The sequence below is a fragment of the Citrobacter sp. Cf087 genome (genome assembly GCF_030334285.1).
Taxonomy (GTDB): domain Bacteria; phylum Pseudomonadota; class Gammaproteobacteria; order Enterobacterales; family Enterobacteriaceae; genus Citrobacter; species Citrobacter freundii.
This window is the reverse complement of record NZ_JAOWED010000028.1, coordinates 425184-451514: the sequence shown is the minus strand read 5'-3', so window position 1 is coordinate 451514 and position 26331 is coordinate 425184. Positions and strand designations below refer to the sequence as shown.

The window sequence follows — 26331 nt, the reverse complement described above, 5'->3', positions numbered from 1 at the left end:
CAGTCGCCCGCAACTAGCGCAGATCTTTTACTGCAACATGGTCCATATCATCAAAGACCTGGTTTTCGCCGACCATGCCCCAAATGAACGTATACGCTTTTGTGCCGACACCGGAGTGAATAGACCAGCTTGGAGAAATCACCGCCTGCTCGTTGTGCATCACAATATGACGCGTTTCCTGAGGCTGCCCCATCATGTGGAATACGCAGGTATCTTCTTCCATATTGAAGTAGAAATAGACTTCCATACGACGTTCATGGGTATGACACGGCATGGTGTTCCACAGGTTACCCGGTGCCAGTTCAGTCAGACCCATGCTCAACTGGCAGGTTTCCAGAACATCCGGCACAAAGTATTTGTTGATGGTACGACGGTTACTGGTGAGGTTATCGCCCAGCGTCACTGGCGCAACGTCTGCAGGCGTGACTTTCTTAGTTGGGTAAGTCGTGTGGGCCGGCGCGCAGTTGTAGTAAAACTTCGCCGGTTTTGTCGTATCAATACTGGCGAATACCACTTCTTTTGCCCCTTTCCCGACGTACAGCGCGTCGCGATGGCCAATTTCATAGCACTGGCCGTCAACGGTAATCGTGCCCGGGCCGCCGATATTGATCACACCCAGTTCACGACGTTCGAGGAAATAGGTTACGCCCAGCTGTTTGCCGACTTCGCCACCCACAGAGACGGTTTTGGCCACTGGCATAATGCCGCCAACAATGATGCGGTCGATGTGGCTGTAGACCATGGTGTATTCATCTGCGACAAACACTTCTTCGACCAAAAACTCATTACGCAGCCCCTGAGTGTCCAGGGTTTTCGCATGCGCACTATGGATGCTTTGTCTTACGTCCACATTTACCTCCAGTGATAAATTGACCGTGAATGCTTAAACGAATAGCAAAACGCTGTTCCGTTTTATCTTATGCACTCATGATATTCCTCCCTGAATGTGTTTTCAATTATAAATAAAACGATGTTTCACTTTTTTCGCATCTTATTATCAAAAGTGTAAGTGCGATCACGCTAGCGCGTATGAATAGCGAAATGGACCTTAATAAAATGATTGAATAACAATACGATAAATTTATTTATTCATTTGGGGCAGGGATAAAAAATGGAAAATTCAGCCGAGATGATCAGTCGAAAAGACACCTTTTCTAACAAAGTGCGCAGTTAATCACATGAAATGAAACAATGTTTTGATAAGTTAACTGTGTTTAGAGTGTATGTTTCTGTAACTGGCCTTGCCCTCCTGCTGGAGGGCTTTTTTACAGGTGTAGGGAAAACACGTAGAAAGGCGTTTAAGACGGTAAATGTAAGATCGTTAATCTCGTTCGATAGCGAGCGCCACACCCTGACCACCACCGATACACAGCGTTGCCAGGCCCTTATGCGCCCGACGCTTCACCATTTCATGCACCAGCGAAACCAGAATTCGGCAGCCAGATGCGCCAATCGGGTGACCGAGCGCAATGGCTCCGCCGTTAACATTCACCCGCCGTTCATCCCACTCCAGCATTTTCCCAACGGATAATGCCTGCGCGGCGAAGGCCTCATTAGCTTCGATAAGATCAACATCTGCCAGTTGCCAGCCCACACGCTCAAGGCAGCGGCGCGTCGCATACACTGGCGCAATCCCCATGAGCGCAGGGTCGACCCCGACGCTGGCAAAGGCGCGAATACGGGCCAGTACAGGTAAGTTCAACTCTTGCGCCTTGGCCTCGCTCATCATCATCACCGCAGCGGCGCCGTCATTGATGGATGACGCGTTACCTGCCGTTACCGAACCGAGCCTGTCAAAGGTAGGATCCAGACGCGCCAGCCCTTCGGCGCTGGCATCGGTACGGGGCTGCTCGTCGGTATCCACCACCAATGATTGCCCATTACGCTGTGTTACCACCGGCACGATTTCATCTTTAAAGCGTCCAGCATCAATTGCCATCCGCGCTTTGTGCTGCGAGTGCAGCGCGTAGGCATCCTGCAATTCGCGGCTAATGCCGTATTCTCGCGCCAGGTTTTCCGCGGTAACGCCCATGTGATAATCGTTGAATGCATCCCACAGACCGTCATGTACCAGGCTGTCGACCAGTTGGCTGTTCCCCAGCTGTGCGCCGGTGCGGCTATCGGTAAGGACATGCGGGGCACGGCTCATATTCTCTTGCCCGCCCGCAATCACAATGTCGGCTTCGCCGCACTGGATAGCCTGGGTCGCCAGATGCAGCGCTTTCAGGCCCGAACCGCAGACATCGTTAATGGTGATGGCAGAAACGGTATTGGGTAGCCCACCATTGATGGCAGACTGACGCGCCGGATTCTGCCCGGCACCTGCGGTAAGCACCTGACCGAGGATCACTTCATCCACAGCATGAACGTCCACGCCTGTGCGTTCCAGTAAAGCCCTGACCACCATGCTGCCTAATTCAACGGCAGAATGGCGCGCCAGCGTCCCCTGGAAGCAACCAATCGGTGTCCTTAACGCCCCGACTATCACAACCTCTTTCATCACCACCTCAGCGCAAAATAACACCGCAATAGTAGATGATTGTTAAAAAGAGTTATCAAGGTTGTTTAAAAACGGTGATTTTTATCACAAAGGAAATTCGTATCATTTATTGGTCATCTGAACGCCACTCTGCTGTAAATGGTCGCGCAGCCAACTTCCCGCCACGCCAGGCGGTGATTTCTTATTCCACAACAGATCGATAGAGATAGCCTTTGGCCAGCCGGGCAGCTTTAATTGAACCAATGGTTTTTCTGCCGCAAACTCCTCCACCAGCGCACACGGGAGCGCGCACCAGCCGAATCCCTGAACAGCCATACTTAGCAATAACAGGTAGTTAGGAGCCGACCAGACGGGACCGCGCGCCACGTTAGTCCCGCTTTCCAGATAGGTATTCAAACGCAGCTCGCGCCAGGTGTGTAGCTGCTCCCACTGCAGTTTTTCTTGAGCCGCCAACGGATGCGATGCCGCCACGTATAATCCCATCCAGGTTTGCATCGGCAGACGCGTAACGCCCATGTCGGTCGGGTAATCCTCCCGCGCTTCGATCAACCCCACCTGAGCACGTCCTTTTTGCAGCAGATCGATCACGTCCTCGTCTTCGCCAATCAGACATTCAAACTCGGTATGGGGAAACTTGCGATCAAACTGCACCATCAACTCTTCCAGCACATCCGGATGCAGCGTGTCTGACAACACGAAGGTCAGACGCGCTTCCGTTTCACCCGACAGCGAAATCGCCGCTTCATCCAGTCGTTCGCTGGCCGTCAGAATCGCCTGCACATAACCCAGCACCCGCTTACCTTCTTCGGTCAGCGTTGGCTGGCGTGATGAACGGTCAAACAGCGCAAAACCAAGGTCGGCTTCCAGATGCGCAATGGCCGTACTGATAGTGGACTGGCTTTTACGCAGCCGACGAGCCGCAGCAGAAAATGAGCCGCAGGAAACGGTCTCTACAAATGCCGTTAACGCTTCAGGAGAGTAACGCATGAACTATCTACTTTATCGATGGATACTATCTTTTAGATATCACATTAAACGATAAAATTGCCACCATTCCGTTATCCGGGCATCAAAGAAGGTTTTAGGTTATGCAACACGATACAGTCCAACGCCGCTCGTTAGTAGAGCGTATTTTTCATGCCGTCTGCTTTGAAGGCATTGCCACCGCTGTTCTCGCACCAACCACCGCATGGTTGATGCAGCGCTCGGTGCTGGAAATGGGCGGACTGACCATTCTTCTCGCCACTACAGCGATGATCTGGAATATCATTTATAACGCCCTGTTTGACCGTCTGTGGCCGTCGCACCTGGTAAAACGTACGGCGAAAGTGCGAGCATTTCACGCCTTAGGTTTTGAGAGCGGTTTTATTGTGATCGGGGTGAGCATCGTGTCGTATGTGCTGAACGTCAGCCTGCTTCAGGCATTCACGCTGGAAATAGGTTTCTTCCTGTTCTTCCTGCCGTATACCATGTTCTATAACTGGGCTTATGACACGTTACGCGAGCGTGTTATGAAGCGCCGCCAGCAGCGCGTTACTGCCTGATTATTCAAACAATAGTCGGAATTTTCTCGGTTCCGGCTATTCATCCATTCACCAGCCCGCTTGTTCACATCTCCCCCAGCCCCTGCCATTTGTGGTAAATTGCGCTTCTTTTTGTTTATTTTATAGTTGATACGTTCAAATAATGTCGAAATTTTGGTCAAAAGAAGAGACTCTCTGGAGCTTCGCACTATATGGGACTGCCGTCGGCGCAGGAACCCTCTTCCTCCCCATACAGCTGGGTTCTGCAGGTGCGGTGGTATTGTTTATCACTGCTCTCGTCGCCTGGCCTTTAACCTACTGGCCGCACAAGGCGCTATGCCAGTTTATCCTGTCTTCAAAAACGTCGGCTGGTGAAGGGATTACTGGCGCGGTTACACACTACTACGGCAAGAAGATTGGCAGCCTGATCACCACCCTCTATTTTATTGCCTTCTTTGTGGTGGTGCTGATCTACGCCGTGGCGATAACCAACTCACTCACTGAACAGCTGGCAAAACATATCACTATCGACCTGCGGATCCGCATGCTGGTCAGTCTGGGCGTGGTACTGGTGCTGAATTTAATTTTTCTGATGGGTCGACAAGCCACCATCCGGGTGATGGGCTTTCTGGTGTTCCCGCTCATCGCGTATTTTTTATTCCTTTCGCTCTACCTGACCGGAAGCTGGCAGCCAACGTTACTCACCGGCCAGATGTCTGTCGATCAGCACACGCTTCATCAGGTTTGGATATCTATTCCCGTGATGGTTTTCGCTTTTAGCCATACGCCAATTATCTCCACGTTTGCCATTGATCGACGTGAGAAATATGGCGAGCAGGCCATGGGTAAATGCAAAAAAATCATGAAGGTAGCCTATGTCATCATCTGCCTGAGCGTGCTGTTTTTCGTTTTCAGCTGTTTGCTTTCGATTCCGACAAACTATATCGAGGATGCAAAAAATGAAGGCGTGACCATTCTGTCAGCACTATCGATGATGCCTAACGCACCGGCATGGCTGTCGATTTCAGGGATCATCGTTGCCGTCGTGGCGATGTCAAAATCGTTCCTCGGCACCTACTTTGGCGTGATTGAAGGGGCAACGGAGGTAGTAAAAACATCGTTGCATCAGGTGGGTGTGAAGAAAAGCCGGGCCTTTAACCGCGCCCTGTCCATCATGCTGGTCTCGGCTATCACGTTTATCATCTGCTGCATTAATCCTAATGCTATTTCAATGATTTACGCGATTAGTGGGCCGCTGATTGCCATGATTCTGTTTATCATGCCGACATTGTCTACCTATCTGATCCCGGCGCTGAAGCCGTACCGTTCAGTGGGTAATCTGATCACCCTGATTGTCGGTCTGCTGTGCGTATCTGTGATGTTTTTTGGCTAAATGACGTTATCAACGGCTCATTCATCAGTGTGTGGATGAGCCGTTAAACTGTCTTATTTGATGTACGAATCCAGTACCTTCAGAATCACATCCAAATCTTCTTCGCGCTTAATTTCATCGCCCTGATGCACAATGTGCTCGGTCAGATGACCTTTAATCACTTCGCGCATTAATCCATTTACTGCCCCGCGGATCGCCGCTATTTGCTGCAATACCGCCGCGCATTCATGCGGTTCATCCAGCATGGTTTTCAACGCCGCTACCTGCCCCTGAATCTTGCTGGTTCGGGCTTTCAGCTTTTGTTTGTCGCGGATCGTATGTGACATAACTTTACCTTTTTAACGTCTGGCTGAAGGGACAATACCATCGACATTCTACTGGGGGGTAGTATTTGATACTGGGGGGGAGTAGAATCAGGCGAAATTAAACAACTAAGAATCATTCTCATGGGTGAGTTTTCTACGCTTCTTCAGCAAGGCAACGCCTGGTTTTTCATTCCCAGCGCGATTCTATTAGGTGTGTTGCACGGTCTGGAACCAGGGCATTCCAAGACGATGATGGCGGCCTTTATTATTGCTATTAAGGGGACAATCAAACAGGCGGTGATGCTGGGGCTGGCAGCAACGCTGTCGCATACCGCCGTAGTATGGCTGATTGCGCTCGGTGGGATGTATATCAGCAAAGCGTTTACCGCCCAGGCCGTTGAGCCCTGGCTGCAATTTGTCTCGGCGATAATTATTCTCGGGACCGCATTCTGGATGTTCTGGCGAACCTGGCAGGGAGAGCAGAACTGGCTGGCCCAGACGCATCACGACCACGATCACGGACATCACCACCACCATGTTCATGACGACTATCACCACCATCATCATGATCACGATGACGATCATCACCATCATCATGACCACGATCATAACCATGCCGCGTTAGCAGGGCTGAGCGAGGGTTCGAAAGAGTATCAGGATGCCCACGAACGGGCGCATGCCACCGATATTCAGCGCCGCTTTGCGGGCAAAGAGGTCACCAACGGCCAAATATTACTGTTCGGTCTGACTGGCGGGCTGATCCCGTGCCCAGCTGCCATTACGGTGCTGCTGATATGCATCCAGCTCAAAGCCTTCACGCTGGGCGCCACCATGGTGCTGTGCTTCAGCCTCGGGCTGGCGCTGACACTGGTAACGGTGGGCGTGGGTGCGGCAATCAGCGTGCAGCAGGCGGCCAAGCGTTGGAGCGGATTTAACACGCTGGCACGCAAAGCGCCCTATTTTTCCAGCGTGCTCATTGCAATGGTCGGCTTATATATGGGGATTCACGGCTATATGGGGATCGTCGGTTAATATATGGGAGCGCAGCAGCGATAGCCGCTGCGCGTAGAACCAGGCTAGCTTGCGACATTCCCCCACACCAGTTGCCCTTTATGGAAGGTCGCAGTGCGTGGGGAGATTCGCGCGACCGCTTCCGCTGAGCATGAGGCATCTACCAGCACAAAGCTGGCTTCATCCTGCGCTTTCGGCCAGACGCGCTCACCTTTATCGTTAAGCGGCAGCACATCACCGGTAGCGAGAAACAGCGCCCGCGACAGGTTGAGTTCATTCGGGCGAATATAGAGCTGCGCGTACAGATTCGCCTTCTCCAGCATGTCTCCCAGGCCGTACGGCGACCAGTGGTCAATCACGCTGTCGGTCCCGGTAATCACTTCCACGCCTTTGTCGCGCAGCTGTTTTAGCGGCATGTGCATCGTGCCAATCGGCACCGTCGAGGCAATGGTAATCTGCTGCGCCGCCATGCGGGTTGCGAGTTCATCCACCTGCTGTTCGTTCAGCGTAGACAGCGCAAACGCGTGGCTGATGGTCAGTTTGCCCTTTAACTGCGGCGTTTTCTCCACCGTTTCTACCATGTAATTCACCGCCGCCACGCCCGCCGGACTGGTTTCATGCAGATGGATATCCACGCCTTTGTTGTAATCGAGCGCAATCTGGAACATGGTATCGAGTGATTTTTCCATCGCCCCATCCACGCTGGTTGGGTCCAGACCGCCGACATAATGCGCTCCCGCCAGCATCGCTTCACGCATTAGCGGTTCAGATTTTGATAACAGCAGGCCATGCTGTGGAAATGCCACAATTTCACAGGCAAAACCCGGCTGGCGACGCGCCAGCACCGCCTGCAGGTTCTCCAGGTTTTTCAGTCCGGAAACCGGTTCTATGTTGCAGTGGCTGCGGGCAATCGAGGTACCTTTTGATTGCAGCAGATCGATCAGCTTTTCCGCGCGCTCCTGGGTGTAAGGCTGGAGTTCAGGCAGCAGCTTTTGTTCCAGGCGGATCATATCCTGAATGGTGGTGCCCGCCGGACGGTTCAGCGAACGCCAGGGACCGCCGTAAAAGGTTTTATCCAGATGGATATGCATGTCGCGCATGGCGGGCAGCATCAGCTTTCCACCCGCATCGTAGTGCGGCAGCGTCGCATCCGGATGCTGCTTATTCTCGCGCAGCGCAACTATTTTCCCGTCCTGGATTTCAACGGTTTGCAGCGCGGTACGGGTGTGCACCACCACTGAGTTTTCGTAATCAAACCCCGCTTCCAGCAGGACGTTATCCAGGTAATAGTGCTTATCGTTAATCGTCATTGTGCTCTTCGACCCGCAGGTGTTCCCGACAGGATTAGCAGCATACGCGACCGGGGCGACTGCGCCAAACAGCGCGGCAGCAGTGACCATTTTTCCGCTCTGGCTTAAAAATTCACGGCGGCTGTTACTTTCCTTCATTCGCATCTCCTCTCAGGAATGGACAATATGGGTGCCCGTTTCGCCGCGCAGTGCGGCGGGCAGGCATTCCGGCGTGGTGATGATCACTCGTTTACCGCCACGCTCCAGAAACGCCAGGCTGGCAACAATCTTGGGTAACATGCTGCCCGGCGGGAAATGTCCCTCCTGCATGTAACGGGTCATCGTGGCGACATCCACCGTATCCAGCGCCTGCTGGTTAGGTTTGCCAAAATGAATACAGACCTGCTCGACGCCGGTGGTGATCACCAGAATGTCGGCACGGATTTCCTGTGCCAGCAACGCCGTGGAGAGATCTTTATCAATCACCGCATCCACGCTCTGGTAATCCCCCTGATTGCTACGCACCACCGGGATGCCACCACCACCCGCACCAATCACTACAAACCCCTGCTGGGTCAGCGTTTTGATCGCCTCTGCTTCAACAATACGTTTTGGTTCAGGGGAAGCCACAACCCGGCGGTAGCCACGCCCCGAATCCTCAACAAAGCGCCAGCCTGGATTGACCCGCAGCAACTCATCGCGCTGCACTGCGCTAAAGAACGCCCCGATAGGCTTGGTCGGATTAGCAAAGCCCGGATCGTTTTTGTCGACCTCCACCTGCGTGACCACCGTGACTGCCTTCTGCTCGCCGCGCCGCGCCAGACGGTTGTTCAGCGCCTGTTGGATCAAATAGCCGATGCCCCCCTGCGTATCGGCGACGCAGTTTGCCAGCGGGGTAAGCGGTAACCCTTCACGCTCGTGCGCGATTTCCGCACGTCGGAGATCCAGCCCCACCTGCGGCCCGTTACCGTGCGTAAGCACAATGTTGTAGTCCGATGCCAACATCTCCAGCACCGTATCCGCCACCGCCTTCACCGCTTCAGCCTGGTGCTCAATCGACTGGCTGGCGTTATCTTTGATAATGCTGTTGCCGCCAATGGCAACGACCACAAGTTCTTTCATAGTGTTATCTTCCGCTTACAGGCGATTCAGGTCGTTTTCGTCGGTTCCTGCTCAGGCGCAGTCACCGCTTCACGGCTATCAAGAACATGCTTGAGGACAAACATGCCGCTCATCATCAGGTAGGCCACAACAAACATCATCGAGCTGCCCTCAGCAAAGCCAACTGCCGGGGAGTGGATCACGCCAAACAGCGATAACAGTGCCCCAAAGGCTGCGGCAATCGCCCCGCGCAGCGGCTTATTCATAATGGCGAAGATAGCGACGCAGCCCCACAGCATGCTGGCCAGCGGCGCGCCGCTTCCCAGATGCACCAGTCCGTCGTAATAGACACCTTTGCTGTGCAGTAAGTCGCTACCCAGTTTCCCCGCGGATGTTCCGGCGGCGCCCATCACGCTGTTAACGATGGTCAATGCCCAGTTAGCGATCCACGGGAACAGGCAGATGAAGATAACGGGAACCTCGACTTTGGGCGTTTCTCGCACCACCTGGTTGGCGGTCACCACGCCGATAAACACCAGAATCGGCACTATCGCAGTCATCGGAATAATGGCGAGCATAAACGCGCCCAGGCCAAACAGCGGTACCAGGAACATGGTGATGCCTGAAGCGAGGGTATAGCCGATACTGGCGCCCATCGCTTTCCAGCCCGCATGCCCAACATACACGGTCACCGGGAACGGGTTGCCCAGCATGCAGCCGAGCATGGAGGCAAAGCCGTTCGCCATCATCACCTTACGGGTGTTGTACTCATCCCCCGCCGCGTGTGCACTTTCAATGTTCTCAAGGTCGAAAATGTAGTTCGCCAGACCCAGAGGAACCGCAGAAGCCAGATACGGCAGTGCATGCGGCAAACCTTGCAGGAAGCTGTCGACATGAATTTCCGGCGGGTTGAAGCCAAAGGAAGACATCGACGCTTTAATGGCTTCCGGGCTTTGTAAACCGGAGATCCACGCCAGGGCCGTACCGGCAATCAGCAGCAGCAAACCGGTAGGAATACGGGCAAAAATCGGCTTCTTACCGAACCAGTTAATGAAGATCAGCAACAGGACGATGAAAGAGACGGTCGGCGCTTCGAATGCCTGCAGCATCGGGTTCATCGCCAGCAGCAACAGTCCCAGGCCGGACAGACAAGAAAGCAGTACCGTACGTGGGATCATCTTGCGGATGGTCTCGCCCAGGAAGGAGCCGCCGACCAGGATCAACGCTTCGACAAAGCACCATACCAGCGCGATTTGGATAGCGAAGTTGGCATCTTTGGTTTGCTGATAAACCGGCATCAGTACCAGGAAGGTGACGGTAAAGATTGACGGTGCGCTCGGTCCGGACGGCAGCGCCGTCACGTCTTTACGCCCGGTGTGCTTTGCCATCTGCAGGCCAAACCAGGCGTAGCAGACGCTGGCCACCAGCACCGCCAGACCAAAGGCAGGCGCAATGCGACCATAGACAATTTCGGTAGGGATCCCGACGACAAAAATGAGCAGCCCCATCATTGTCAGCAGGTTAGTCAGGTTGTTGGTCATCAGCCCAAAGTAAGCTGCCCAGTCACCACGTTTCCATTCTAGTTTTATGCTGTTCATGGAATATCCTTAACAGGTTAAGCATCGTTTGCGATCGCGGAGATCGCCCAGCCCTGCAGGTAAGCAACGTTTTTCGCTTCGCTACTGTGGGGCTAACCGCGTTAGCCCCGGTTGTTGTTATTGGCAGTAGCGGTCGCGCCAGTTGAGGATCGCCTTTTCAAAACAGGCGAACGGCGGGTGGACTATTCCGGCACCGATCATGCCGATCCCCGCATCTTTGTGCGCAATTGCGGTGTTGATCACCGGCAGAATGCCGGTGCTGCCCACGCGCGTAATATCGATAGCGGTCGGTACGCCCATAAAACCAAGCAGCGGAATGGTAACGTTGGGGTTTTCGCCGAGAGTGATTTCACGCATCTGGCGCGAGAAATCAACGGCCTCTTCGACCGTACCACCCACCAGTGCCACGATGGCCGGCGCCGTCGCCATAGCGAAACCGCCAATGCCGTAGGTTTCGGTGATCGCGCTATCGCCAATATCACGTCCGGAATCTTCCGGCTTGTAGCCCGCAAACATCGGGCCAATCACCTGTTGCGCCGGACCGGTAAACCACTGGCCCGGTAAGCCGCTAATGCGCAGACCGAACTCAACGCCGTTACGCGCCATCGTCGTCACCACGGTGCTGTATTCAATGCCGTGTGCAGCGTCCATTGCGGCTTTACACATCGCCATCCAGGTCGGTCCGGAGAAATAATCACTACTGAGGACGAACTCGAACACCTCACGCTGCTGCTCAACCGGATAGCCGGTCTGAATAATCCACGGCGTCAGCGCCTGAATCAGCAGCGCCGTCCCGGCGTTGTTACGGTTATGGCACTCATCGCCCATGTGTAGCGCCTGCGCCAACATCAGGCGCAGATCGATTTCGCCCGCCAGCTTCATGGCGTCGCGCAGCATCGGTCCCAGCACATCACGCATCCAGTTCAGACGATCGATAACGCTCTGATCGTTCGCGCCCATACGCAGGATCTTCGCCATCTGCTCGCTCATATTGGTATATGCGCGGTTGCCGTAGGTTTTGTTCTCAACGATGTGCATAAACATCGACGCTGACGTCACACCCGCCATCGAGCCAACGCAGTCATGCTCGTGACATGGTGAGAAGATAATTTCACCCGAGGCGGCCAGTTCGGCAGCTTCATCCAGATCTTTCGCCAGTCCTTCAAACACCAGCGCCCCGGTTACCGCGCCCTTCATTGCACCGCACATTTTTTCCCAGCGGATCGGCGGCCCGGCGTGCAGGATGGTGTTGCGGGTCATCCCCGGCACGACATTGATTGCCTGGTCATAGCCAATCAGCACCGGATGCGACTGAATAATGCGTTCCAGCGCCTGCTGGTTAGCGGCAGCGATTTTGTCTGCTAGCGGCGAATCGGCAATCTCGTCCAGTGCAGCAACCACCTGCATGTTGCCCTGGCCCGGCGGCGTCCAGTCGAGCTGGGTCACGGGAACGTTCTGCTTTTTCAGGTCATCGCTGAACATCGCGATACCGACATTAATCACATTCAGCGGCTGGTTAAACAGTGTCTGGCTCATCAGGCTTCCTCCCCTTTACAGATAAATTCACGCGCCAGCAATCCGGTGTTGGTGCTACTGCTCGCCCAGATAACGCCCGCATCAGTCAGCATCTGACATTGTTTTTCCAGCGACGGCGTATCAAGATCGGTTCCCAGCACATAGCCGAGAATCTCAAGCGGACGACCGTCTGCGGCGGCGATCGCTTTGGCTTCAACGATCGCGTCGAGCATCACGCCAACCGGATCTTCATGCGATCCAAAACCAAGGACGAAGTCCATCACGATCACGCCGACTTCAGGATCGCGCGCTTCCTGCAACAGACGACTAATGCGGTTGGTGGGATCGATCATCGGGTGCGGTTTACCGTTGGTAAAATCGTCATCACCGAAATCGAGGAAGGTATGCGCCACGCTGCGGTTGAGATCTTGCAGGCGGAACGCCGGATCCGGATGAATGTTGCTGTAAACTTCGGCATGTTTTTCCATGGCAGCAAACATCGCCTCATCGCACAACGTGCCACCGCAGAACAAGCCACGGATGTACTTTTGTTGCGGGGTCAGACGGGCACGAACCTCTTCAATCAGCGGCCAGTTGAGCGGATGCAGATCCAGGCTCTCTTTTTTCACGCCGGTCAGCAGTACCGCTTTCAACGCCGCCTCTTTAGTACCGCGGGCAAACTGTAGGCCTTTTTCATCCGCAGGCGCGGCTTCACGTCCGAGGAAACACACCACCACGGGCTTATGACAGGCGCGCGCACGTTCCAGCACCTTGCGCGCCACCGCTGGCGCAGGAGGTTTAGAGATAAGCGCGATGATCTCAGTTTGCGGATCGGCCTCCAGCATGCCAATCGCGTCAAGCATCATCAGGCCGCCAATCTTCTCACTCAGATCGCGTCCACCGGTGCCAATCAGTTGAGAAATTCCGCCGCCAAACTCGTGAATGCGTACGCTCAGCTCCTGGCTACCGGTACCGGACGCACCAATAATTCCGATGTTGCCGCGACGCACTGCGTTGCCAAAACACAGCGCCGCGCCGTTAATGATGGCGGTTCCGCAGTCTGGCCCCATCATCAACAGTCCTTTTTCGTGCGCCAGTTGCTTAAGCGTCAGCTCGTCTTCAAGAGAGACGTTGTCAGAGAACAACATCACGTTGAGGTTATTTTGCAGCGCCTGACGCGCTTCACGCGCGGCAAACAGGCCATTGACCGAGATCACCGCCAGGTTGCTGTCGGGAACGTGCTTCTTCGCGCTGGCGAGCGTGGCATAGCGCGCTTCGTGCTGGCCACCCTGCTCTTTATGCGTAAACAGATCGTCAATCGCCACCAGCGTTTGCGCGTTTGCTTCGTCGCTCGCGCCTTTAATGACAATCATCAGATCGCCACTCTTCGCCTCTTCCAGCTCAGGCGTGAGCAGGCCGAGATTCTTCAGTACGCCCTTATTCATTTCTGTCGCCATAGCTACGAACGCCTGCTCAACACCATCGAGCTTATTTGCGCGCGTGGAGATAGACATCAGTGAGACAGAATCAAAATACGTGTTCTTTTTAACAACTATCCTGATCGACATAATTCCCTCCGGACCTGTGGCTCAGGGCGCAGGCATCCGCCATGCCATACAGCATGTCGCAGCCAGAACTTGAGCCAATATTTTTAATGTCAGTAATATATTGCGTAGAAACGGGTTTTTGCTCAGTAATAAATTGGTTGAGCAGCCGTCCAACGCTTTCCCGATAACGCTGATGAAAAGCTTCCTCTAACGTTATTTTGCTGAGTAGCGTCGTATTATTTCCGGCATATTGTAAAGCTGCTAAAAAATCTTCACGATATTTCCTCAGCGGATGTCCGGGAATAAATAGAATAGTGCTTAGGCCCACTAAATAATCATCCGATGAGGGCGTCAGACCAATCCCCAGACCAATTAAATGGCTGACCGCTGTAGAGATATTTTCTCCTGTACGCAACGCCGTCAGTAATGTTTGTCGGCGGTTGTGTAATTGACGGGTGATTTCCTGAAAAAACGGATTGTCACCCTGATACAGAAATAATGTGTCGTCGCTTCTTAGCTGTTGGCGGATAACCTCATCCCAATGCTGCCAGCCGACTGCGGCAAGACTTGCTGCATCAGATGTCCACCGTGGTATTCGCCACAGCAGGCAACCGGCGGTTTCTATCCATTTATCATTGCCAACAACTATTCCCGACCCGCTAAAATTGACCAGCTCACCGGGATGAAACAGGTCTTCACAATGCGTCAGCGCCAGCCGACAGCTGTTAGGTGCGTTATCACAATCTTCACTCAGTAACGTCAGCAACCGCTGCTGTTCAGGTATCAACAGGTTTACCGCGTGGGAAAAAACCTGTTCAACCCGTCCCGTTCCCCGGAAAGTGAGAAACGCGCTGTCTGCGGTTAGCGCCCGTACGCATCGCCGTGATGGCGTAGCGATAATGGCGCTCCTGTGTCAGGCTCCGGCCGCAATCAGCAGCTCGGCAATCTCGTGGTACCCTTTCTCTCGCGCCAGTTCCAGCGGGGTTTTACCGTATTTATCCGTCATGTGCGGATTTGCGCCATGGTCGAGCAGCAGCTTAACGATCTCCTGCTGCTTCGCGCCACCGTCATTAAGTACGATGGCTTCCAGGAGCGGCGTCCAGCCAACAAAATTAGTATGGTTGACATTGATATCGGTACGCAGCAGCAGCTCACGCACGATCTCAACATGACCTTTTTCGCTGGCTGGCGTAATACCGACACCGCCAAAACGGCTCAGACAATTAAGGTCAGGGTTAGCCGGTAATACCGTACGCAACAGCGTTAAATCATTCGTCAAGCAGCTAATCAGGAAGGGGTTAAAACAAGTTTGATCTTGTTTATTAATATCGGCACCCTCAGCAATCAATAAAGAAACACAGTCATAATGTTTATTCAGGCTGGCAATAATAATGGCAGTACGCCCCTGGCGGTTAGTGGCATTAATATCCACATTTTTTGCCAGACAGGATTTTAATCCATCGGCATTGCCCTGTTCTGCCGCCAGCAGAAATTCAGTAATGAGTTCTTTCTCTGACATAATCGCTCTCCTGCAGTTTTTTAGACTTTTTAAATATCCGATAACCTGAGAATAGCAACAGAGTGCAGAGAATAACATCCGCTTAAATTTCATTCATCGTTAGCGCATCGATTATTGAATCAATTTTAACAATGAGAACAAAACGTGCTGTAGTGCAATCTTTCCCTTATGGCTGGGGCCCTTTTAGCCACTAATCAGTAGTCCGGTGAATCAGGCGGTATGCTGCACGGATAGCGGCCTGCAATTAAAATACAGAAGTGTGATTGCCTTCAAATCAAATGTAAAACTAGTGTTAAATTTTGTTCAAAACTGATTGCTCTGTATAAGGATTACAAATACATTCAACAATCATCGTGTTGCGGATACGCATTGTCGCCGGAGGGGAGAAAGATGAATTCAATATTTACCGAGGAAAACCTACTGGCGTTTACGATGGCTGCCCGCTACAGCAGCTTTAGCAAGGCGGCTGAAGAGCTTGGCTTAACCACATCGGCAATTAGTTACACCATTAAGCGCATGGAAATGGGTCTCGACGTGGTGCTGTTTACCCGCAGTACTCGCAGCATTGAACTGACCGAGTCCGGGCGCTACCTGTTTCGCAAGGCGACCGACCTGCTCAACGATTTCCACGCAATCAAGCGCAGCATTGATACCATCGCTCAGGGCATTGAAGCCCGGGTACGCATCTGCATTAACCAGCTTTTGTATACCCCTCAACATACAGCGCGGCTGCTGCAGGTACTCAAGAAACAGTTTCCAACCTGCCAGATAACCGTCACCACCGAGGTGTATAACGGCGTCTGGGATTCGATCATCAACAACCTGGCTAATATCGCCATTGGCGCACCCGATACGTTACTGGACGGCGGCGGAATTGATTACACCGAGATCGGCGCGATCCGTTGGTCGTTTGCGATTGCCCCGGATCATCCCCTCGCCTTTATGCCGGAACCCATTTCTGAGAGCCAGTTACGCCTGTACCCGAACATCATGGTGGAAGACACCGCACACACCATCAACAAGAAGGTCGGCTGGCTGTTACACGGACAGGAGTCGATTCTGGTTCCCGATTTTAATACCAAGTGCCAGTGCCAGATCCTGGGTGAAGGCATCGGTTTTCTGCCGGACTACATGGTGCGCGAGGCGATGGAAAAGTCGTTGCTGGTGACGCGGCAGATCCACAACCCGCGTCAGGATTCACGAATGCTGTTGGCCACCCAGCATTCGGCAACCGGTCGTGTAACTCAGTGGATTAAAAAAGAGTTTGGGCCACAAGGGATACTGACGGGGATTTATCAGGATCTGCTGCATCGGGAGTGATGAACCGGATGGCTGTTATACCTTCCGGTACACATAAAATGATCAGGCGCGGATATCGTCGTACTCGCGGGTTTTATCAAATTCATGTTTGGCAAACGGGCACAGCGGAATAACTTTGCGGTTTTCAGCGCGCATCTTCTCTACCACTTTCGCCACCAGCTGTTTGCCGACGCCCTGACCTTTCAGGCTGGGGTCGACATCGGTATGTTCAATGATGCTCAGATGCTCGCCCGTCGGCACAAATACTATCTCGGCAACCTGGTTGCCCTCAGCATCATTGACATAAAACTTGTTGTGGCCTGCAAGAATTTCCATGGTCCCCTCACTCATTTCTGGCGATATTTCAGCGCACCGCTCGGACAGGTATCGATGACCTTGATGACCGTCTCGACATCCACTTCATCCGGAATGATCCACGGTTTACGTTTCAGGTTAAACAGTTTCGCGCTTCCCCGCACGCAATTGCCCGAATGCTGACATATCGCCGTGTTGAAATAGACGTCAATCTTCTCGCCGGTATAGGACCGGTAACCTGCATCCAGTAGTTCCTTATCCACGACATTGCCTCACATTTTTTTATTGTCTGGGTCTAATCATAGACCTATGCGAGGCTGAAGGAAGCTGCTGAAAGCAGAAATATCACTCGGGCCTGTTCTGCAACGACGGCTGCTGCTCTGGTGGCAAATACTCCAGCATCGCAGGCGTTGGCGGCGGGAGGCGGTTATCGGCAATATCCCTGTCCACATCGATATGACTGATTTCGCCATTCTCATGATGGTGGACCGTAAGCACCCTCGCCTTGTTCAGTTCCGTAACCAGCTCCCGGGTAATACGCAAACTTTCTGCCAGCTCATGGTCTTCCAGCCCGGGTCTGCGACTGCGGCGTTCCACCCGAAAACGAAACTGGTTGTACTTAGCCCAGCCAATCAGCACCAGGCCGTTGACCAGGGCGACAAGGATATAAAACGTGACCGTATCCAGCGTGGTGAAAAAGGGTCGCACCCCCATATACGGTGAATGCGCCAGGGCCGTGATCAATCCTTTATAGATCAGGTATAAGAAACCAACCCAGGCGATGAGCGTCAACAACACATCGATAATGCGAGGCAGCAGACGCCGCTCCGTAAAGATCAGTGGCTGATTCACGATTCGATCCTCCCAATTCCACGGTCAGGACTCACCCAACGCGCTCTGCCGCGTTTGCGTTTAAGCATCACTTTCGGGAACGCGACCAGCGTGGTGAACAGGCTTAGCATCCAGTACACCACCGGGAACCAGATAATCCAGAACAACGAGGCGCCAATGCCTTTTTCATAACGTCGTTCAATCATCAGGCTCACCGCAAACTGCAGCAAGCACACCACGCCGAGGATAAGTCCGGTAAAGGCTGGCGGGAACAGATGCTGCACATACAGCGAGTCCGGCATCGGGATCATCAGCCCTAACAGGAACAGCACGATACTGATCGCATAGGCAAACGACCAGGCGGTAGAAAAACAAAACTCAAGAAACAGCGGCCACATGCGACGGAACTCCCACGACCACAGACGACGCATGTTAACGATAAACACCTCTGCACCACCCTGCGCCCAGCGCAAACGCTGTTTCCACAGCCCTTTTAACGTTTCAGGCATCAGGATCCAACACAGTGCGCGCGGCTCAAAGAATACCGACCAGTGGCGCAATTGCAGCTTCCAACTGATATCGATATCTTCAGTGATCATGTCCGGGCTCCAGTAACCGACCTCAGCCAGCGCGCGACGACGAAACGCCGCAACTACGCCAGAAACGGTAAAGATCTGCCCATAGACTCGCTGAGTACGCTTAATTAAACCGATAATGGAAGAGAACTCACCGACCTGCACACGACCGATTAACGTAGAGCGGGTTCGAATACGCGGGTTCCCCGTCACTGCGCCAACACGTGGGAACTGGATTAGCGGAGCCACAATATAGGCAACGGCATCACGATCCAGTAACGCATCGCCATCAATGCACACCAGGTAATCGCTGCGCGCCGCGGCCGCACCGGTCTTGAGCGCCAGCGCTTTGCCCTGGTTTTCAGCCAGATGAATCACCCGCAGGCTGGGGTATTCCACTGCCAGTTGTTCCAGCACGTCGTGAGTGTCATCCGTTGAACCATCGTTGATGGCAATCACTTCGATATTCTTATATCGCTGTGCCAGTGCGGCCTCAATGGTTTCACGCGCGTTGATCCCTTCGTTAAAACAGGGGATCAGAATGGAAACCAGTGGATTCCCCGGCAGGGTCGGTGGTGGCGTGTCATCTCCCCATTTCCAGTGACGTTCACGGTAAAACCAGAAATAGACTCCGCCGCTTATCCACAAAGCAGACATGAACAAAGGCCAGAAGAAGACGAAGTTCAACATCACTTCACCTGTAAAGATGACAGCCACGCCAAACGGCAGGCTGAACATCAGGCAAAGTATCAGGAAAGCAATAATGCGATCGGTCATTTTTGCGGATACCAGTATGAGGAGAACGTCGAGCGAATCTCTGACATCTCAGGTTTGTCGCTGATGAAATCATCCGGGTAATAGCCGTAGTTACCTGCACCGCTTAATTTCAGCTGGCGCATCCATTCGGCTATTTGTTTTCCGCTGATTTCAGCCTGATCCCCGGATTTACGCCAGTCTCGTGCCTGCAGTTCAAACACGGTTTTATCCAGCGCTCCAGGGTTTTGTGCAACGGCATTCACCAGTCGGTCAAGCCATGCGTTGGCATCATTGGCCGGGATCTGTTCCATGAATGGCATCGCCATCGGCGCCGTCCAGTCATAGGTATTGAGGAAATCATTCAGGTTTTGTGCAAACCAGGCTTCACTTTCAGGCTCCAGTACCGGCATGGCGTAAATATTGCGCGCAGTTTGCACCTGTGGACCGCGAATATTACGCACAGACTGGGTCAGCTGTTTGGTGAAGTCGATCAGCATCTTACTTTTCAGGCGCGTCCAGCGCTCGAACGCCTGAGGATTATTACGTATTTGCTCGATACTGCCCGGAAGCCCTGCGGCGCGGTAAGCGGCTAACGCCTCCGGTGACGCATCTTCAAAGTCCGTCAGGAAAGCATCGTCATGAAACAAAATACCTTTGAAACTGGCGTGTTTCGCCAGGTCTTCATAGATTTCAGTGATGCGCTGACGCGCTTCGCTGCTCCAGGGTGAAAGGCGGACATAGTTCTCGTGATTGATAGCAGTACGTCCCGTTTTCGGATCCCATGCGGTTACGCGTGGAATAGACGCGTCGAGATCGAAAGCCAGAACCGGCATCCAGGCATATACCGTCACCCCTGCCCGCGTTTGTAATTGCCAGGAGATATAGTTAAAGAGATCGGCACGCATCGGCAGCCAGCGGTTGGGGAAATAGACCTCACGAATATTCCCGTCACCTTTTGGGTCGGCATACGCCTGCAGGAAGACATGAGAAATACGCATGTCATAAACGCGCTGGATCAGCTTATCGATATTTCGCTTCTGCTGAGCAGGGTCCTTGTCATACACGTAATCCAGATCGACATGCATCACGCGCATCGTCTGTGGCTCACGGACCTGAGCGACCTGACTGGCAAAGCGCTTAAGGGATGGGTTATCAGAGATCAGCACGCGCGGAATATCATCGAGAAACGCGGCATTCGCCAACCCTTCATTAAGCGTAAAGGCCATCTTATAGCCATGCTCTTTGGCCAGGTTTAACGTCGTGCCGTTGGCTGCGCCGTACGGCCATACCCACGCGCGCGGCGATTTCCCGGTCACCGATTTTATCTTGTTAGTGATCAGAGAAATATCCGTGTTTATACGTCGCTTGTACTGTTCGTCCGTTTCATAAGTGCCGGTTTTCTTATCATACAGGCGGTTCGCTACCGCTGGCTCTTTACTCCCCTGCGGATTGGCCTCAGCGCCAAAGTGCGAGTTCCAGGTGTGCGCACCGACTTCCACCAACGGCGATTTCCCCATTTCTTCGACCATTTTCCAGGTGGCGAATTTATCTCGCGCTGTCATTAAGCCGCCAAAATCGACTTTTTTGTTGGCTGGTGCATCAACCCAACTGCCTACTGGCGCCCAGAGCGCAGGCCAGTTGTAGGCTTTCAGCAATGGCCAGACGCGGGTATAAAAACTGCTATACCCGTCATCAAAGGTGAGTAATACCGCTTTTTCCGGCAGTACAATTTTACCGTCATGGGCATCCAGAATTTGCTGCACGCTGATCGGCTGATAGCCATTATCACGCAGCCAGGCCATTTGGTCGCTCAACGCGCTGGTACGCACAGAGAGGTAACGCTGGTCGGCAGCACCATCTTCAACATCGTGATAACCCAGTACCAGGAAACTATTTTTCGGCCACTGATGATCCGCCGTCAGCGGTGTTCTCTCCCCAGGAGGAACATAGCGAGGCGTTGTATTGTGCGCGCTGCTGCACGCGGTAATCATCAACCAGCCAGCGATTAATGCGCTAAGCCACAGGCATCTTTTCAGCATGAACAATCCTTAAAACCTGACATTTAAATCGAAAGCGAGGGAGATATTCCGCTCACGTTTACCGTCATAGGGGCGTTTATCCCAAATCAGCATCACCCCGCCATCTACGACGTTGTTCCATTTAAGCCGTTGTCCGTATCCTACCTGGACGATAGCGCCTGCATCTTCACCTTGCTGCCAGTAGCCACCTACGCCTGCCAGACCTTGCTGCGTCCAGACGGTATCATAGTGGCGGTAAAGAACCTGCTCTGCGCTCAGGCCAGGGACAACCGAAAAATCACTCTTCGGGTTGTAATACGGCACATTCTCTTTGGTGTTGGTGCTCCCGCCAATGCCCGGCGTAAAGTCCAGCGTGAAGCGAGGCGTGGTCCAGATGCGCTCTTTTCCGCTGAGTCCGTATTCGATGCGATCGTTACCGTCTGAGAAATGTGATGCAGCAAACGACAGTTGATATTCACGTCGTTCGTTTTGATACCAGCGAACGAACATATCGCCGCCGTTGGCATACACACCGCTACGCAGCGCGCGCAATGGCGTATTACGCGACAAGCGCTCGGCCGAACCGCCTACGCGCCAGTTGTCATTGAAGTCATGCCAGCCGGATAGACGCCCCCCAATCTTCTGACCATCGCCATAATTTCGGCCAGACACTTCCATTTCCGCCCAGTAATCACGGGAAGTCCATTCTGCACCCGCCGCCAGATCGCGGCTGATGCCCTTCCCTTCCTCAAATTCACCGGTAGCGAAGTTGAATCCAGTAAACAGTCGCCAGTTGTCATTAATCGGCGGACTGTAAATAGCCGTGTTGATGTTGAAGTCATTCTTACCGCTGACCGGGCTATCGGACGAGATCCCCTGCGTGCCGCTAATGCGCACTTCCGACATTTTGTGGACATCACGAATACGCGCAAGGCGCAGCGTCGCTTCATCATCCGGGCTACGGGCAATAACGTCATCCGTCAGTTCATCGGCCTGCTTCCATTCCTGGAGATCCAGCGCAACGTAAGCCTGCTGACGCTCCAGCTCCAGGTTGCTTGGCTCAATCACTTCCGCCAGCTTAAGCTCTTTCTCCGCTGCATGCGGCAATCCACGCGCTTCAAGCACAGAGGCATAGGAAATGCGCAGTCCCTGGTTACCGGAGCCTGTTCGTGCCAGATGCTCTGCGAGCTTTTCTGCCTCTGGCAGTTCATTGGCAGCGATATGATATTGCGTCAGCAGCGACTGTCCGAGCAGCCAGTTATCGTTAGGCTGTGGCGTTGGCGAGCCATAGATACGCCGCAGATACGGACTCTCTTTGATCAAATCATCGACTTGTTTTTTGGCAGCATCGAAGTTTTCATTATCAATGTGTGCATAGAACAGATCTTGTTGATCCTCTGGACTGAGCGGCGTCACCGGAATAGGCCCATTCGGGTAGTAGATGCTCGCCAACATCGCTTCGGTTTTTTCCGGCTGACGCTCGCTTAACCATGCTGATGCCACCCAACGTTTTGCGTAGTTTGGTACTTCGCCGCTTGCGGAAAGGGACTCATATTCCTCGATCACTTCGGCAGTACGTTTACGCACCAACAGGGCACCCATACGGTCTATTCTCGCCCGGCGGACATCATTCTGCGCAGACGGCTCATCTTTCCAGGCCGCCAACAACTGGTCATAACGGGCCAGCGCTTTATCTGCTACGATAAAACGTTCTTCTTCATTACGTGCGGACGTATAAGAGGATCGGACCATTTCAGCCGCCGCATCAAGCTCAAGGCGACGCTTCACCGGATCTGCCGTGGGTACGACTTCCGCCATATTTAAGGCTGGTCCGGAAACACGGTTCGCTGACAGCGCAGACAGCAGCGTGGATTTTGCATTTTTGTTGCCAGGATCGACGTCATCCGCCTGGCTGGCAACCAACAGCGCGTCCCAGTTTTTCCCCTGAGAGTGATAGACATAGGCAAGTAGCGCATCGGAATCAGCCCCCGGATGCGCCTGAGCCCATTTATTCGCTTCGGTAAGGGCTTGCTGATTGTAGCGCGCATCTGCCAGCGTCATTATCCAGCCGGTGCGTACATCCACGTTATCAGGTTCTTCCTGTAAAACGCGTTCCCACACCGCCAATGAATCATTCCAGTTTTTCTGGTTACGATACGCACGCGCTGCGGCGACTTTTCCCCGTGCAGGCACATCCATCTGACCACGATACCGCTGCCAGATTTCAATTGTTGTTTTATCGTTGTTCTCAACCCAACTAGAAACTTGCAGCCAGTCGGCAACCTGGTTTGGCGTTAGCGCGCTTTTCTTTCCCTGATCCTCAAGGTAGCGCAATAGCGGCGCACTATTCCCCCCCCGCGCTTCAATAACCAAAGCATCATAATCAGATACCGCAGCAGAGATTTGCATAGGGAAAAGAATGCTGGCCGTAAATAAACAGCTTACGGACTTAAAACGTTTAATGAAGTTGGCATGTCGACGCATACTGAACATATCTGCCCTTATATCTTACATCAGAGTAAAAATAAGCGTTTTCAATAAGTTAAGGTCAATCCCTGACGATTGCCGACCATGTAAGATGCACTGCCGCTTATTTCGTAATAGGGTTATAAAGCAATTAATTCTTTCGTCTTATTGACTACCCGCACCGCGTCCTCTAATCGTTGAGCAGGAGGCATAAACTCGGGAATTTTATCACTCCATGTAGTTCATGGCTACGTAATAAGAAAAGTCTTAGTCAAAAAAGTATTTTAGACTAAATAATCCTAATACTCTTGGGATTGAATTCTGGATTTAAACAAAGTTTACCCGGTGACATAATGTGACGATGCTTACTATTGCTGGTTAGCATAGCTACACCGCGCAACTGTTTGCATGGTAACTATTTTGAGAGATGAATAGAGAAAAATCTGATAATAGGCTCTCTGCTAACAACAAAATATAACTTAATTTTTAGGGCTCAAACAGGGCCAATGAAATGAAAATAAGGGTACAGGCGCAAGAAGAATTAGATACAGAAACAACACATTGAAATCAAATAACTTTCTTCATCATTTTTCGAAACCTACCATAATTGGCATTTGGATACACGCTCGAAAACATGCACGAATAATTGTGTATTACTCTACACGTTAATGTATTTACCAACCTTGCGTATTATTGACAACATCAACCACAATCAATTATTTCCCCTTACAATATGAAAGCCTATTAGCATTGCAAGCAACTGTTCGAAGCATAATTTTTTGCACTTACCTTCCCCTCAGTCTTTCAGGTAATCTGGGCAAAGACGCCAATGGGAGCCGGTCAATGAAAATCGTTAACGCAGAAGAAAAGCACATCCCCGCCATACGCGATATTTATGCACATCATGTTCTTCACGGTACCGGCAGCTTTGAAACCGACCCTCCGGATGCTCACCAGATGTTTGCTCGTCTGGAAAAAATCCGCAGCCTCGGGCTGCCGTGGGTCGTCGCGCTACAGGAAGATAAGGTCATCGGGTATTGCTACCTCACCCGCTATCGCGAGCGTTATGCCTACCGCTATACCCTTGAGGATTCGATTTATATTGCTCCAACGGCTCAGCGTCAGGGTGTAGGAAAAGCTTTACTGCGTCATGTGATCGGCTGGGCTGAAGCACAGGGCTATCGGCAACTGATTGCCATCGTCGGCGACAGCAATAATCAGGGATCGTTAAAAGTCCATCAGCAGGCCGGATTTACGGAAATCGGCACACTGAAAAACATTGGCTTCAAACATGGACTATGGCTCGACACGGTATTGCTACAACGTAATCTGGGTGAAGGTAACAGCACACTACCACCGGATTTCGGTGTCGCTATTTAACATTGTTGGTACGATTTGATGATGCGTGCGACGCTGGAAGACTGGTTGGATAACCTGAAACGTAAGGCACCTGAAGATTTGGGCTTGTGGCTGGTTGGACGGCAGGAGGAAAACATATCCCTCACGCAAATGATGGATGAATATCTGCTATTTACCGGCCACTAATATCAGTTCCGATCTGTGCCTAACCGTTTTACTCCTGGAAAAAAAGCAGAGCTACTCCCCACATTTTCTCAATGATGCTCCCCCTTTATCCAAAATGTTCAGGGGCAAGGCCCATTCACTATTGGTATTTATTGGAAGATACAGTATATTTCTATGATTCCGGAAATATAGAAATGAGATACAAATGGAGCTTTCGAAAGCAGCAGAAACCCTGAAAGAGCTGGGTCATCCTACGCGCCTATGCGTGTACAGAGAGTTGGTTAAAGCCGGGCATGAAGGGCTACCGGTTGGCGAACTGCAGAAGCGGCTCGAAATCCCTGCCTCTACGCTGAGCCATCATCTTTCCTCGCTGATATCAGTTTCTCTGGTACACCAGGAGCGCCAGGGCAGAACGCTCTTTTGCCATGCCCGATATGAAAACCTTGAGGCTCTGATTACCTTCCTGACAGAAGAATGCTGCTCAGGGACTGACGACTGCCTCACCCTGCCCCAGAAGATGGAGAAGTAAAATGACAGGCGATCTGAAGAATGTTGATTCGGGTTTGTTTGACACCTCAATCACAGAGGCAAGATTCGGCGTTCCTGCCGTTCCCCATCCTCCTCGTATCCTGATGTTGTACGGATCTGTACGCGAACGTTCCTACAGCCGACTGGCAACTGAGGAAGCAGCAAGGCTGCTGACTGCCATGGGCGCAGAGGTTCGGATCTTCAATCCCTCAGGATTGCCTCTTCCTGATGATGCGCCTGACTCGCATCCTAAAGTCATGGAACTGCGCGAGCTGGTTCGTTGGTCTGAAGGAATGGTGTGGTGTTCCCCTGAACGCCATGGTGCGATGACCGGCATCATGAAGGCCCAGATTGACTGGATACCGTTAGCAGAAGGCGCTGTTCGCCCTTCGCAGGGTAAGACACTGGCCGTTATGCAGGTCTGCGGTGGCTCTCAGTCCTTCAATGCCGTTAACCAGATGCGTATTCTTGGCCGCTGGATGCGGATGATCACCATCCCAAATCAGTCCTCAGTGGCAAAAGCCTGGCTGGAGTTTGATGAAGATGGTCGAATGAAACCGTCGTCTTATTACGACCGCATCGTGGATGTAATGGAAGAACTGGTGAAATTTACTCTGCTGACCCGAGGTCACTCAGCCTATCTCGTCGATCGCTACAGCGAACGAAAAGAGTCTGCAGAAGAACTTTCCCGGCGGGTTAATCAGAGCAAAATTTGAGG

25 protein-coding genes are annotated in these 26331 nt (G+C 52.5%); 8 read left to right on the top strand and 17 right to left on the bottom strand.

The window, feature by feature from the left end; all coding sequences use genetic code 11:
• Window positions 1-13: 13 nt before the first annotated feature.
• The 3 genes from kduI to OGV57_RS10660 all read right to left on the bottom strand — a co-directional run bounded on the left by kduI (window position 14) and on the right by OGV57_RS10660 (window position 3487).
• Window positions 14-850, bottom strand: coding sequence for a 5-dehydro-4-deoxy-D-glucuronate isomerase (gene kduI, locus OGV57_RS10670; RefSeq protein WP_003840972.1), 837 nt, complete (start codon window positions 848-850; stop codon window positions 14-16).
• 471 nt (window positions 851-1321) lie between these two features.
• The gene (locus tag OGV57_RS10665) at window positions 1322-2500 is read right to left on the bottom strand and encodes an acetyl-CoA C-acetyltransferase (protein WP_003033912.1); all 1179 of its coding nucleotides are present in this window, start codon (window positions 2498-2500) and stop codon (window positions 1322-1324) included.
• Window positions 2501-2602: 102 nt separating this feature from the next.
• Window positions 2603-3487, bottom strand: coding sequence for a LysR family transcriptional regulator (locus OGV57_RS10660; RefSeq protein ID WP_003033908.1), 885 nt, complete (start codon window positions 3485-3487; stop codon window positions 2603-2605).
• Between the two features lie 101 nt (window positions 3488-3588).
• Here OGV57_RS10660 and OGV57_RS10655 point away from each other — a divergent pair, with 101 nt between their 5' ends.
• Both OGV57_RS10655 and OGV57_RS10650 read left to right on the top strand, forming a co-directional pair.
• Window positions 3589-4044 (top strand): multidrug/biocide efflux PACE transporter, encoded by a 456-nt coding sequence (locus tag OGV57_RS10655; RefSeq protein WP_054528750.1) that lies wholly within the window; start codon window positions 3589-3591, stop codon window positions 4042-4044.
• 142 nt (window positions 4045-4186) lie between these two features.
• Complete coding sequence (locus OGV57_RS10650; protein ID WP_048218539.1) at window positions 4187-5416, top strand: amino acid permease; 1230 nt, start codon at window positions 4187-4189, stop codon at window positions 5414-5416.
• Between the two features lie 53 nt (window positions 5417-5469).
• Here OGV57_RS10650 and rcnR read toward each other — a convergent pair whose 3' ends face one another.
• Complete coding sequence (gene rcnR, locus OGV57_RS10645; RefSeq protein ID WP_003033900.1) at window positions 5470-5742, bottom strand: Ni(II)/Co(II)-binding transcriptional repressor RcnR; 273 nt, start codon at window positions 5740-5742, stop codon at window positions 5470-5472.
• 120 nt (window positions 5743-5862) lie between these two features.
• Here rcnR and OGV57_RS10640 point away from each other — a divergent pair, with 120 nt between their 5' ends.
• Window positions 5863-6753, top strand: a complete 891-nt coding sequence (locus OGV57_RS10640; RefSeq protein WP_003840982.1) for a nickel/cobalt efflux protein RcnA — start codon at window positions 5863-5865, stop codon at window positions 6751-6753.
• A gap of 44 nt (window positions 6754-6797) precedes the next feature.
• On the opposite strand, the gene OGV57_RS10635 is transcribed toward OGV57_RS10640, so the two are convergent.
• The 7 genes from OGV57_RS10635 to OGV57_RS10605 form a co-directional block, all read right to left on the bottom strand.
• Complete coding sequence (locus OGV57_RS10635; protein WP_054528751.1) at window positions 6798-8180, bottom strand: amidohydrolase family protein; 1383 nt, start codon at window positions 8178-8180, stop codon at window positions 6798-6800.
• 12 nt (window positions 8181-8192) lie between these two features.
• A complete protein-coding gene (locus OGV57_RS10630; protein WP_054528752.1) occupies window positions 8193-9143 on the bottom strand; it encodes a carbamate kinase family protein in 951 nt (316 codons plus the stop codon).
• A 26-nt stretch (window positions 9144-9169) separates the two neighbouring features.
• The gene (locus OGV57_RS10625; protein WP_003840986.1) at window positions 9170-10720 is read right to left on the bottom strand and encodes a hypothetical protein; all 1551 of its coding nucleotides are present in this window, start codon (window positions 10718-10720) and stop codon (window positions 9170-9172) included.
• A gap of 117 nt (window positions 10721-10837) precedes the next feature.
• Complete coding sequence (locus OGV57_RS10620) at window positions 10838-12256, bottom strand: YlbE family protein (RefSeq protein ID WP_003033887.1); 1419 nt, start codon at window positions 12254-12256, stop codon at window positions 10838-10840.
• Window positions 12256-13803 (bottom strand): acyl-CoA synthetase FdrA, encoded by a 1548-nt coding sequence (gene fdrA / locus OGV57_RS10615; protein ID WP_003033884.1) that lies wholly within the window; start codon window positions 13801-13803, stop codon window positions 12256-12258. The genes OGV57_RS10620 and fdrA overlap by 1 nt, the downstream gene beginning before the upstream one ends.
• A complete protein-coding gene (locus OGV57_RS10610; protein ID WP_072143923.1) occupies window positions 13781-14680 on the bottom strand; it encodes an oxamate carbamoyltransferase subunit AllH family protein in 900 nt (299 codons plus the stop codon). The genes fdrA and OGV57_RS10610 overlap by 23 nt, the downstream gene beginning before the upstream one ends.
• A gap of 15 nt (window positions 14681-14695) precedes the next feature.
• Entirely contained in the window at window positions 14696-15301 is a 606-nt protein-coding gene (locus OGV57_RS10605; RefSeq protein ID WP_003033877.1) for an ankyrin repeat domain-containing protein, read from the bottom strand.
• A gap of 390 nt (window positions 15302-15691) precedes the next feature.
• Between OGV57_RS10605 and OGV57_RS10600 the strand changes: the two genes are divergently transcribed.
• Window positions 15692-16621 carry a LysR substrate-binding domain-containing protein gene (locus OGV57_RS10600; protein ID WP_003033874.1) on the top strand — a complete coding sequence of 310 codons (930 nt, stop codon included), beginning with the start codon at window positions 15692-15694 and terminating at the stop codon, window positions 16619-16621.
• 42 nt (window positions 16622-16663) lie between these two features.
• Here OGV57_RS10600 and OGV57_RS10595 read toward each other — a convergent pair whose 3' ends face one another.
• The 6 genes from OGV57_RS10595 to pgaA form a co-directional block, all read right to left on the bottom strand.
• Complete coding sequence (locus OGV57_RS10595; protein WP_003033869.1) at window positions 16664-16936, bottom strand: GNAT family N-acetyltransferase; 273 nt, start codon at window positions 16934-16936, stop codon at window positions 16664-16666.
• An 11-nt stretch (window positions 16937-16947) separates the two neighbouring features.
• Window positions 16948-17178 (bottom strand): 4Fe-4S mono-cluster protein YjdI, encoded by a 231-nt coding sequence (yjdI, locus tag OGV57_RS10590; protein ID WP_054528754.1) that lies wholly within the window; start codon window positions 17176-17178, stop codon window positions 16948-16950.
• 82 nt (window positions 17179-17260) lie between these two features.
• Window positions 17261-17767, bottom strand: coding sequence for a poly-beta-1,6-N-acetyl-D-glucosamine biosynthesis protein PgaD (gene pgaD, locus OGV57_RS10585; protein ID WP_003033860.1), 507 nt, complete (start codon window positions 17765-17767; stop codon window positions 17261-17263).
• On the bottom strand, window positions 17764-19098 hold the full coding sequence (gene pgaC, locus OGV57_RS10580; protein ID WP_003033859.1) for a poly-beta-1,6-N-acetyl-D-glucosamine synthase: 1335 nt from the start codon (window positions 19096-19098) through the stop codon (window positions 17764-17766). Before pgaC ends, pgaD begins: the two co-directional genes overlap by 4 nt.
• Window positions 19095-21116 carry a poly-beta-1,6-N-acetyl-D-glucosamine N-deacetylase PgaB gene (gene pgaB, locus OGV57_RS10575; protein WP_054528755.1) on the bottom strand — a complete coding sequence of 674 codons (2022 nt, stop codon included), beginning with the start codon at window positions 21114-21116 and terminating at the stop codon, window positions 19095-19097. The genes pgaC and pgaB overlap by 4 nt, the downstream gene beginning before the upstream one ends.
• A gap of 9 nt (window positions 21117-21125) precedes the next feature.
• Entirely contained in the window at window positions 21126-23588 is a 2463-nt protein-coding gene (gene pgaA / locus OGV57_RS10570; protein WP_044713448.1) for a poly-beta-1,6 N-acetyl-D-glucosamine export porin PgaA, read from the bottom strand.
• 816 nt (window positions 23589-24404) lie between these two features.
• Between pgaA and OGV57_RS10565 the strand changes: the two genes are divergently transcribed.
• The 4 genes from OGV57_RS10565 (at window position 24405) to arsH (ending at window position 26329) form a co-directional block, all read left to right on the top strand.
• A complete protein-coding gene (locus OGV57_RS10565) occupies window positions 24405-24941 on the top strand; it encodes a GNAT family N-acetyltransferase (RefSeq protein WP_003033852.1) in 537 nt (178 codons plus the stop codon).
• 18 nt (window positions 24942-24959) lie between these two features.
• Window positions 24960-25106 (top strand): hypothetical protein, encoded by a 147-nt coding sequence (locus OGV57_RS10560; RefSeq protein WP_003841003.1) that lies wholly within the window; start codon window positions 24960-24962, stop codon window positions 25104-25106.
• A 184-nt stretch (window positions 25107-25290) separates the two neighbouring features.
• Window positions 25291-25614, top strand: a complete 324-nt coding sequence (locus OGV57_RS10555; RefSeq protein ID WP_054528756.1) for an ArsR/SmtB family transcription factor — start codon at window positions 25291-25293, stop codon at window positions 25612-25614.
• Between the two features lies 1 nt (window position 25615).
• Window positions 25616-26329: an arsenical resistance protein ArsH gene (arsH, locus tag OGV57_RS10550; protein WP_054528757.1), complete on the top strand. Its 714-nt coding sequence runs from the start codon at window positions 25616-25618 to the stop codon at window positions 26327-26329.
• The last annotated feature ends 2 nt before the right edge of the window (window positions 26330-26331 follow it).

Excerpts from the sequence above, each read along its gene's own strand:
- OGV57_RS10635 (WP_054528751.1), bottom strand. The coding sequence starts at position 8,180 with ATGAAGGAAAGTAACAGCCGCCGTGAATTTTTAAGCCAGAGCGGAAAA.
- OGV57_RS10630 (WP_054528752.1), bottom strand. The coding sequence starts at position 9,143 with ATGAAAGAACTTGTGGTCGTTGCCATTGGCGGCAACAGCATTATCAAA.
- OGV57_RS10595 (WP_003033869.1), bottom strand. The coding sequence starts at position 16,936 with ATGGAAATTCTTGCAGGCCACAACAAGTTTTATGTCAATGATGCTGAG.
- OGV57_RS10620 (WP_003033887.1), bottom strand. The coding sequence starts at position 12,256 with ATGAGCCAGACACTGTTTAACCAGCCGCTGAATGTGATTAATGTCGGT.
- pgaC (WP_003033859.1), bottom strand. The coding sequence starts at position 19,098 with ATGACCGATCGCATTATTGCTTTCCTGATACTTTGCCTGATGTTCAGC.
- OGV57_RS10660 (WP_003033908.1), bottom strand. The coding sequence starts at position 3,487 with ATGCGTTACTCTCCTGAAGCGTTAACGGCATTTGTAGAGACCGTTTCC.
- OGV57_RS10665 (WP_003033912.1), bottom strand. The coding sequence starts at position 2,500 with ATGAAAGAGGTTGTGATAGTCGGGGCGTTAAGGACACCGATTGGTTGC.
- fdrA (WP_003033884.1), bottom strand. The coding sequence starts at position 13,803 with ATGTCGATCAGGATAGTTGTTAAAAAGAACACGTATTTTGATTCTGTC.
- OGV57_RS10640 (WP_003840982.1), top strand. The coding sequence starts at position 5,863 with ATGGGTGAGTTTTCTACGCTTCTTCAGCAAGGCAACGCCTGGTTTTTC.
- OGV57_RS10605 (WP_003033877.1), bottom strand. The coding sequence starts at position 15,301 with ATGTCAGAGAAAGAACTCATTACTGAATTTCTGCTGGCGGCAGAACAG.
- arsH (WP_054528757.1), top strand. The coding sequence starts at position 25,616 with ATGACAGGCGATCTGAAGAATGTTGATTCGGGTTTGTTTGACACCTCA.
- OGV57_RS10560 (WP_003841003.1), top strand. The coding sequence starts at position 24,960 with ATGATGCGTGCGACGCTGGAAGACTGGTTGGATAACCTGAAACGTAAG.
- OGV57_RS10650 (WP_048218539.1), top strand. The coding sequence starts at position 4,187 with ATGTCGAAATTTTGGTCAAAAGAAGAGACTCTCTGGAGCTTCGCACTA.
- OGV57_RS10555 (WP_054528756.1), top strand. The coding sequence starts at position 25,291 with ATGGAGCTTTCGAAAGCAGCAGAAACCCTGAAAGAGCTGGGTCATCCT.
- rcnR (WP_003033900.1), bottom strand. The coding sequence starts at position 5,742 with ATGTCACATACGATCCGCGACAAACAAAAGCTGAAAGCCCGAACCAGC.
- OGV57_RS10565 (WP_003033852.1), top strand. The coding sequence starts at position 24,405 with ATGAAAATCGTTAACGCAGAAGAAAAGCACATCCCCGCCATACGCGAT.
- pgaA (WP_044713448.1), bottom strand. The coding sequence starts at position 23,588 with ATGTTCAGTATGCGTCGACATGCCAACTTCATTAAACGTTTTAAGTCC.
- pgaB (WP_054528755.1), bottom strand. The coding sequence starts at position 21,116 with ATGCTGAAAAGATGCCTGTGGCTTAGCGCATTAATCGCTGGCTGGTTG.
- OGV57_RS10655 (WP_054528750.1), top strand. The coding sequence starts at position 3,589 with ATGCAACACGATACAGTCCAACGCCGCTCGTTAGTAGAGCGTATTTTT.
- OGV57_RS10625 (WP_003840986.1), bottom strand. The coding sequence starts at position 10,720 with ATGAACAGCATAAAACTAGAATGGAAACGTGGTGACTGGGCAGCTTAC.
- OGV57_RS10600 (WP_003033874.1), top strand. The coding sequence starts at position 15,692 with ATGAATTCAATATTTACCGAGGAAAACCTACTGGCGTTTACGATGGCT.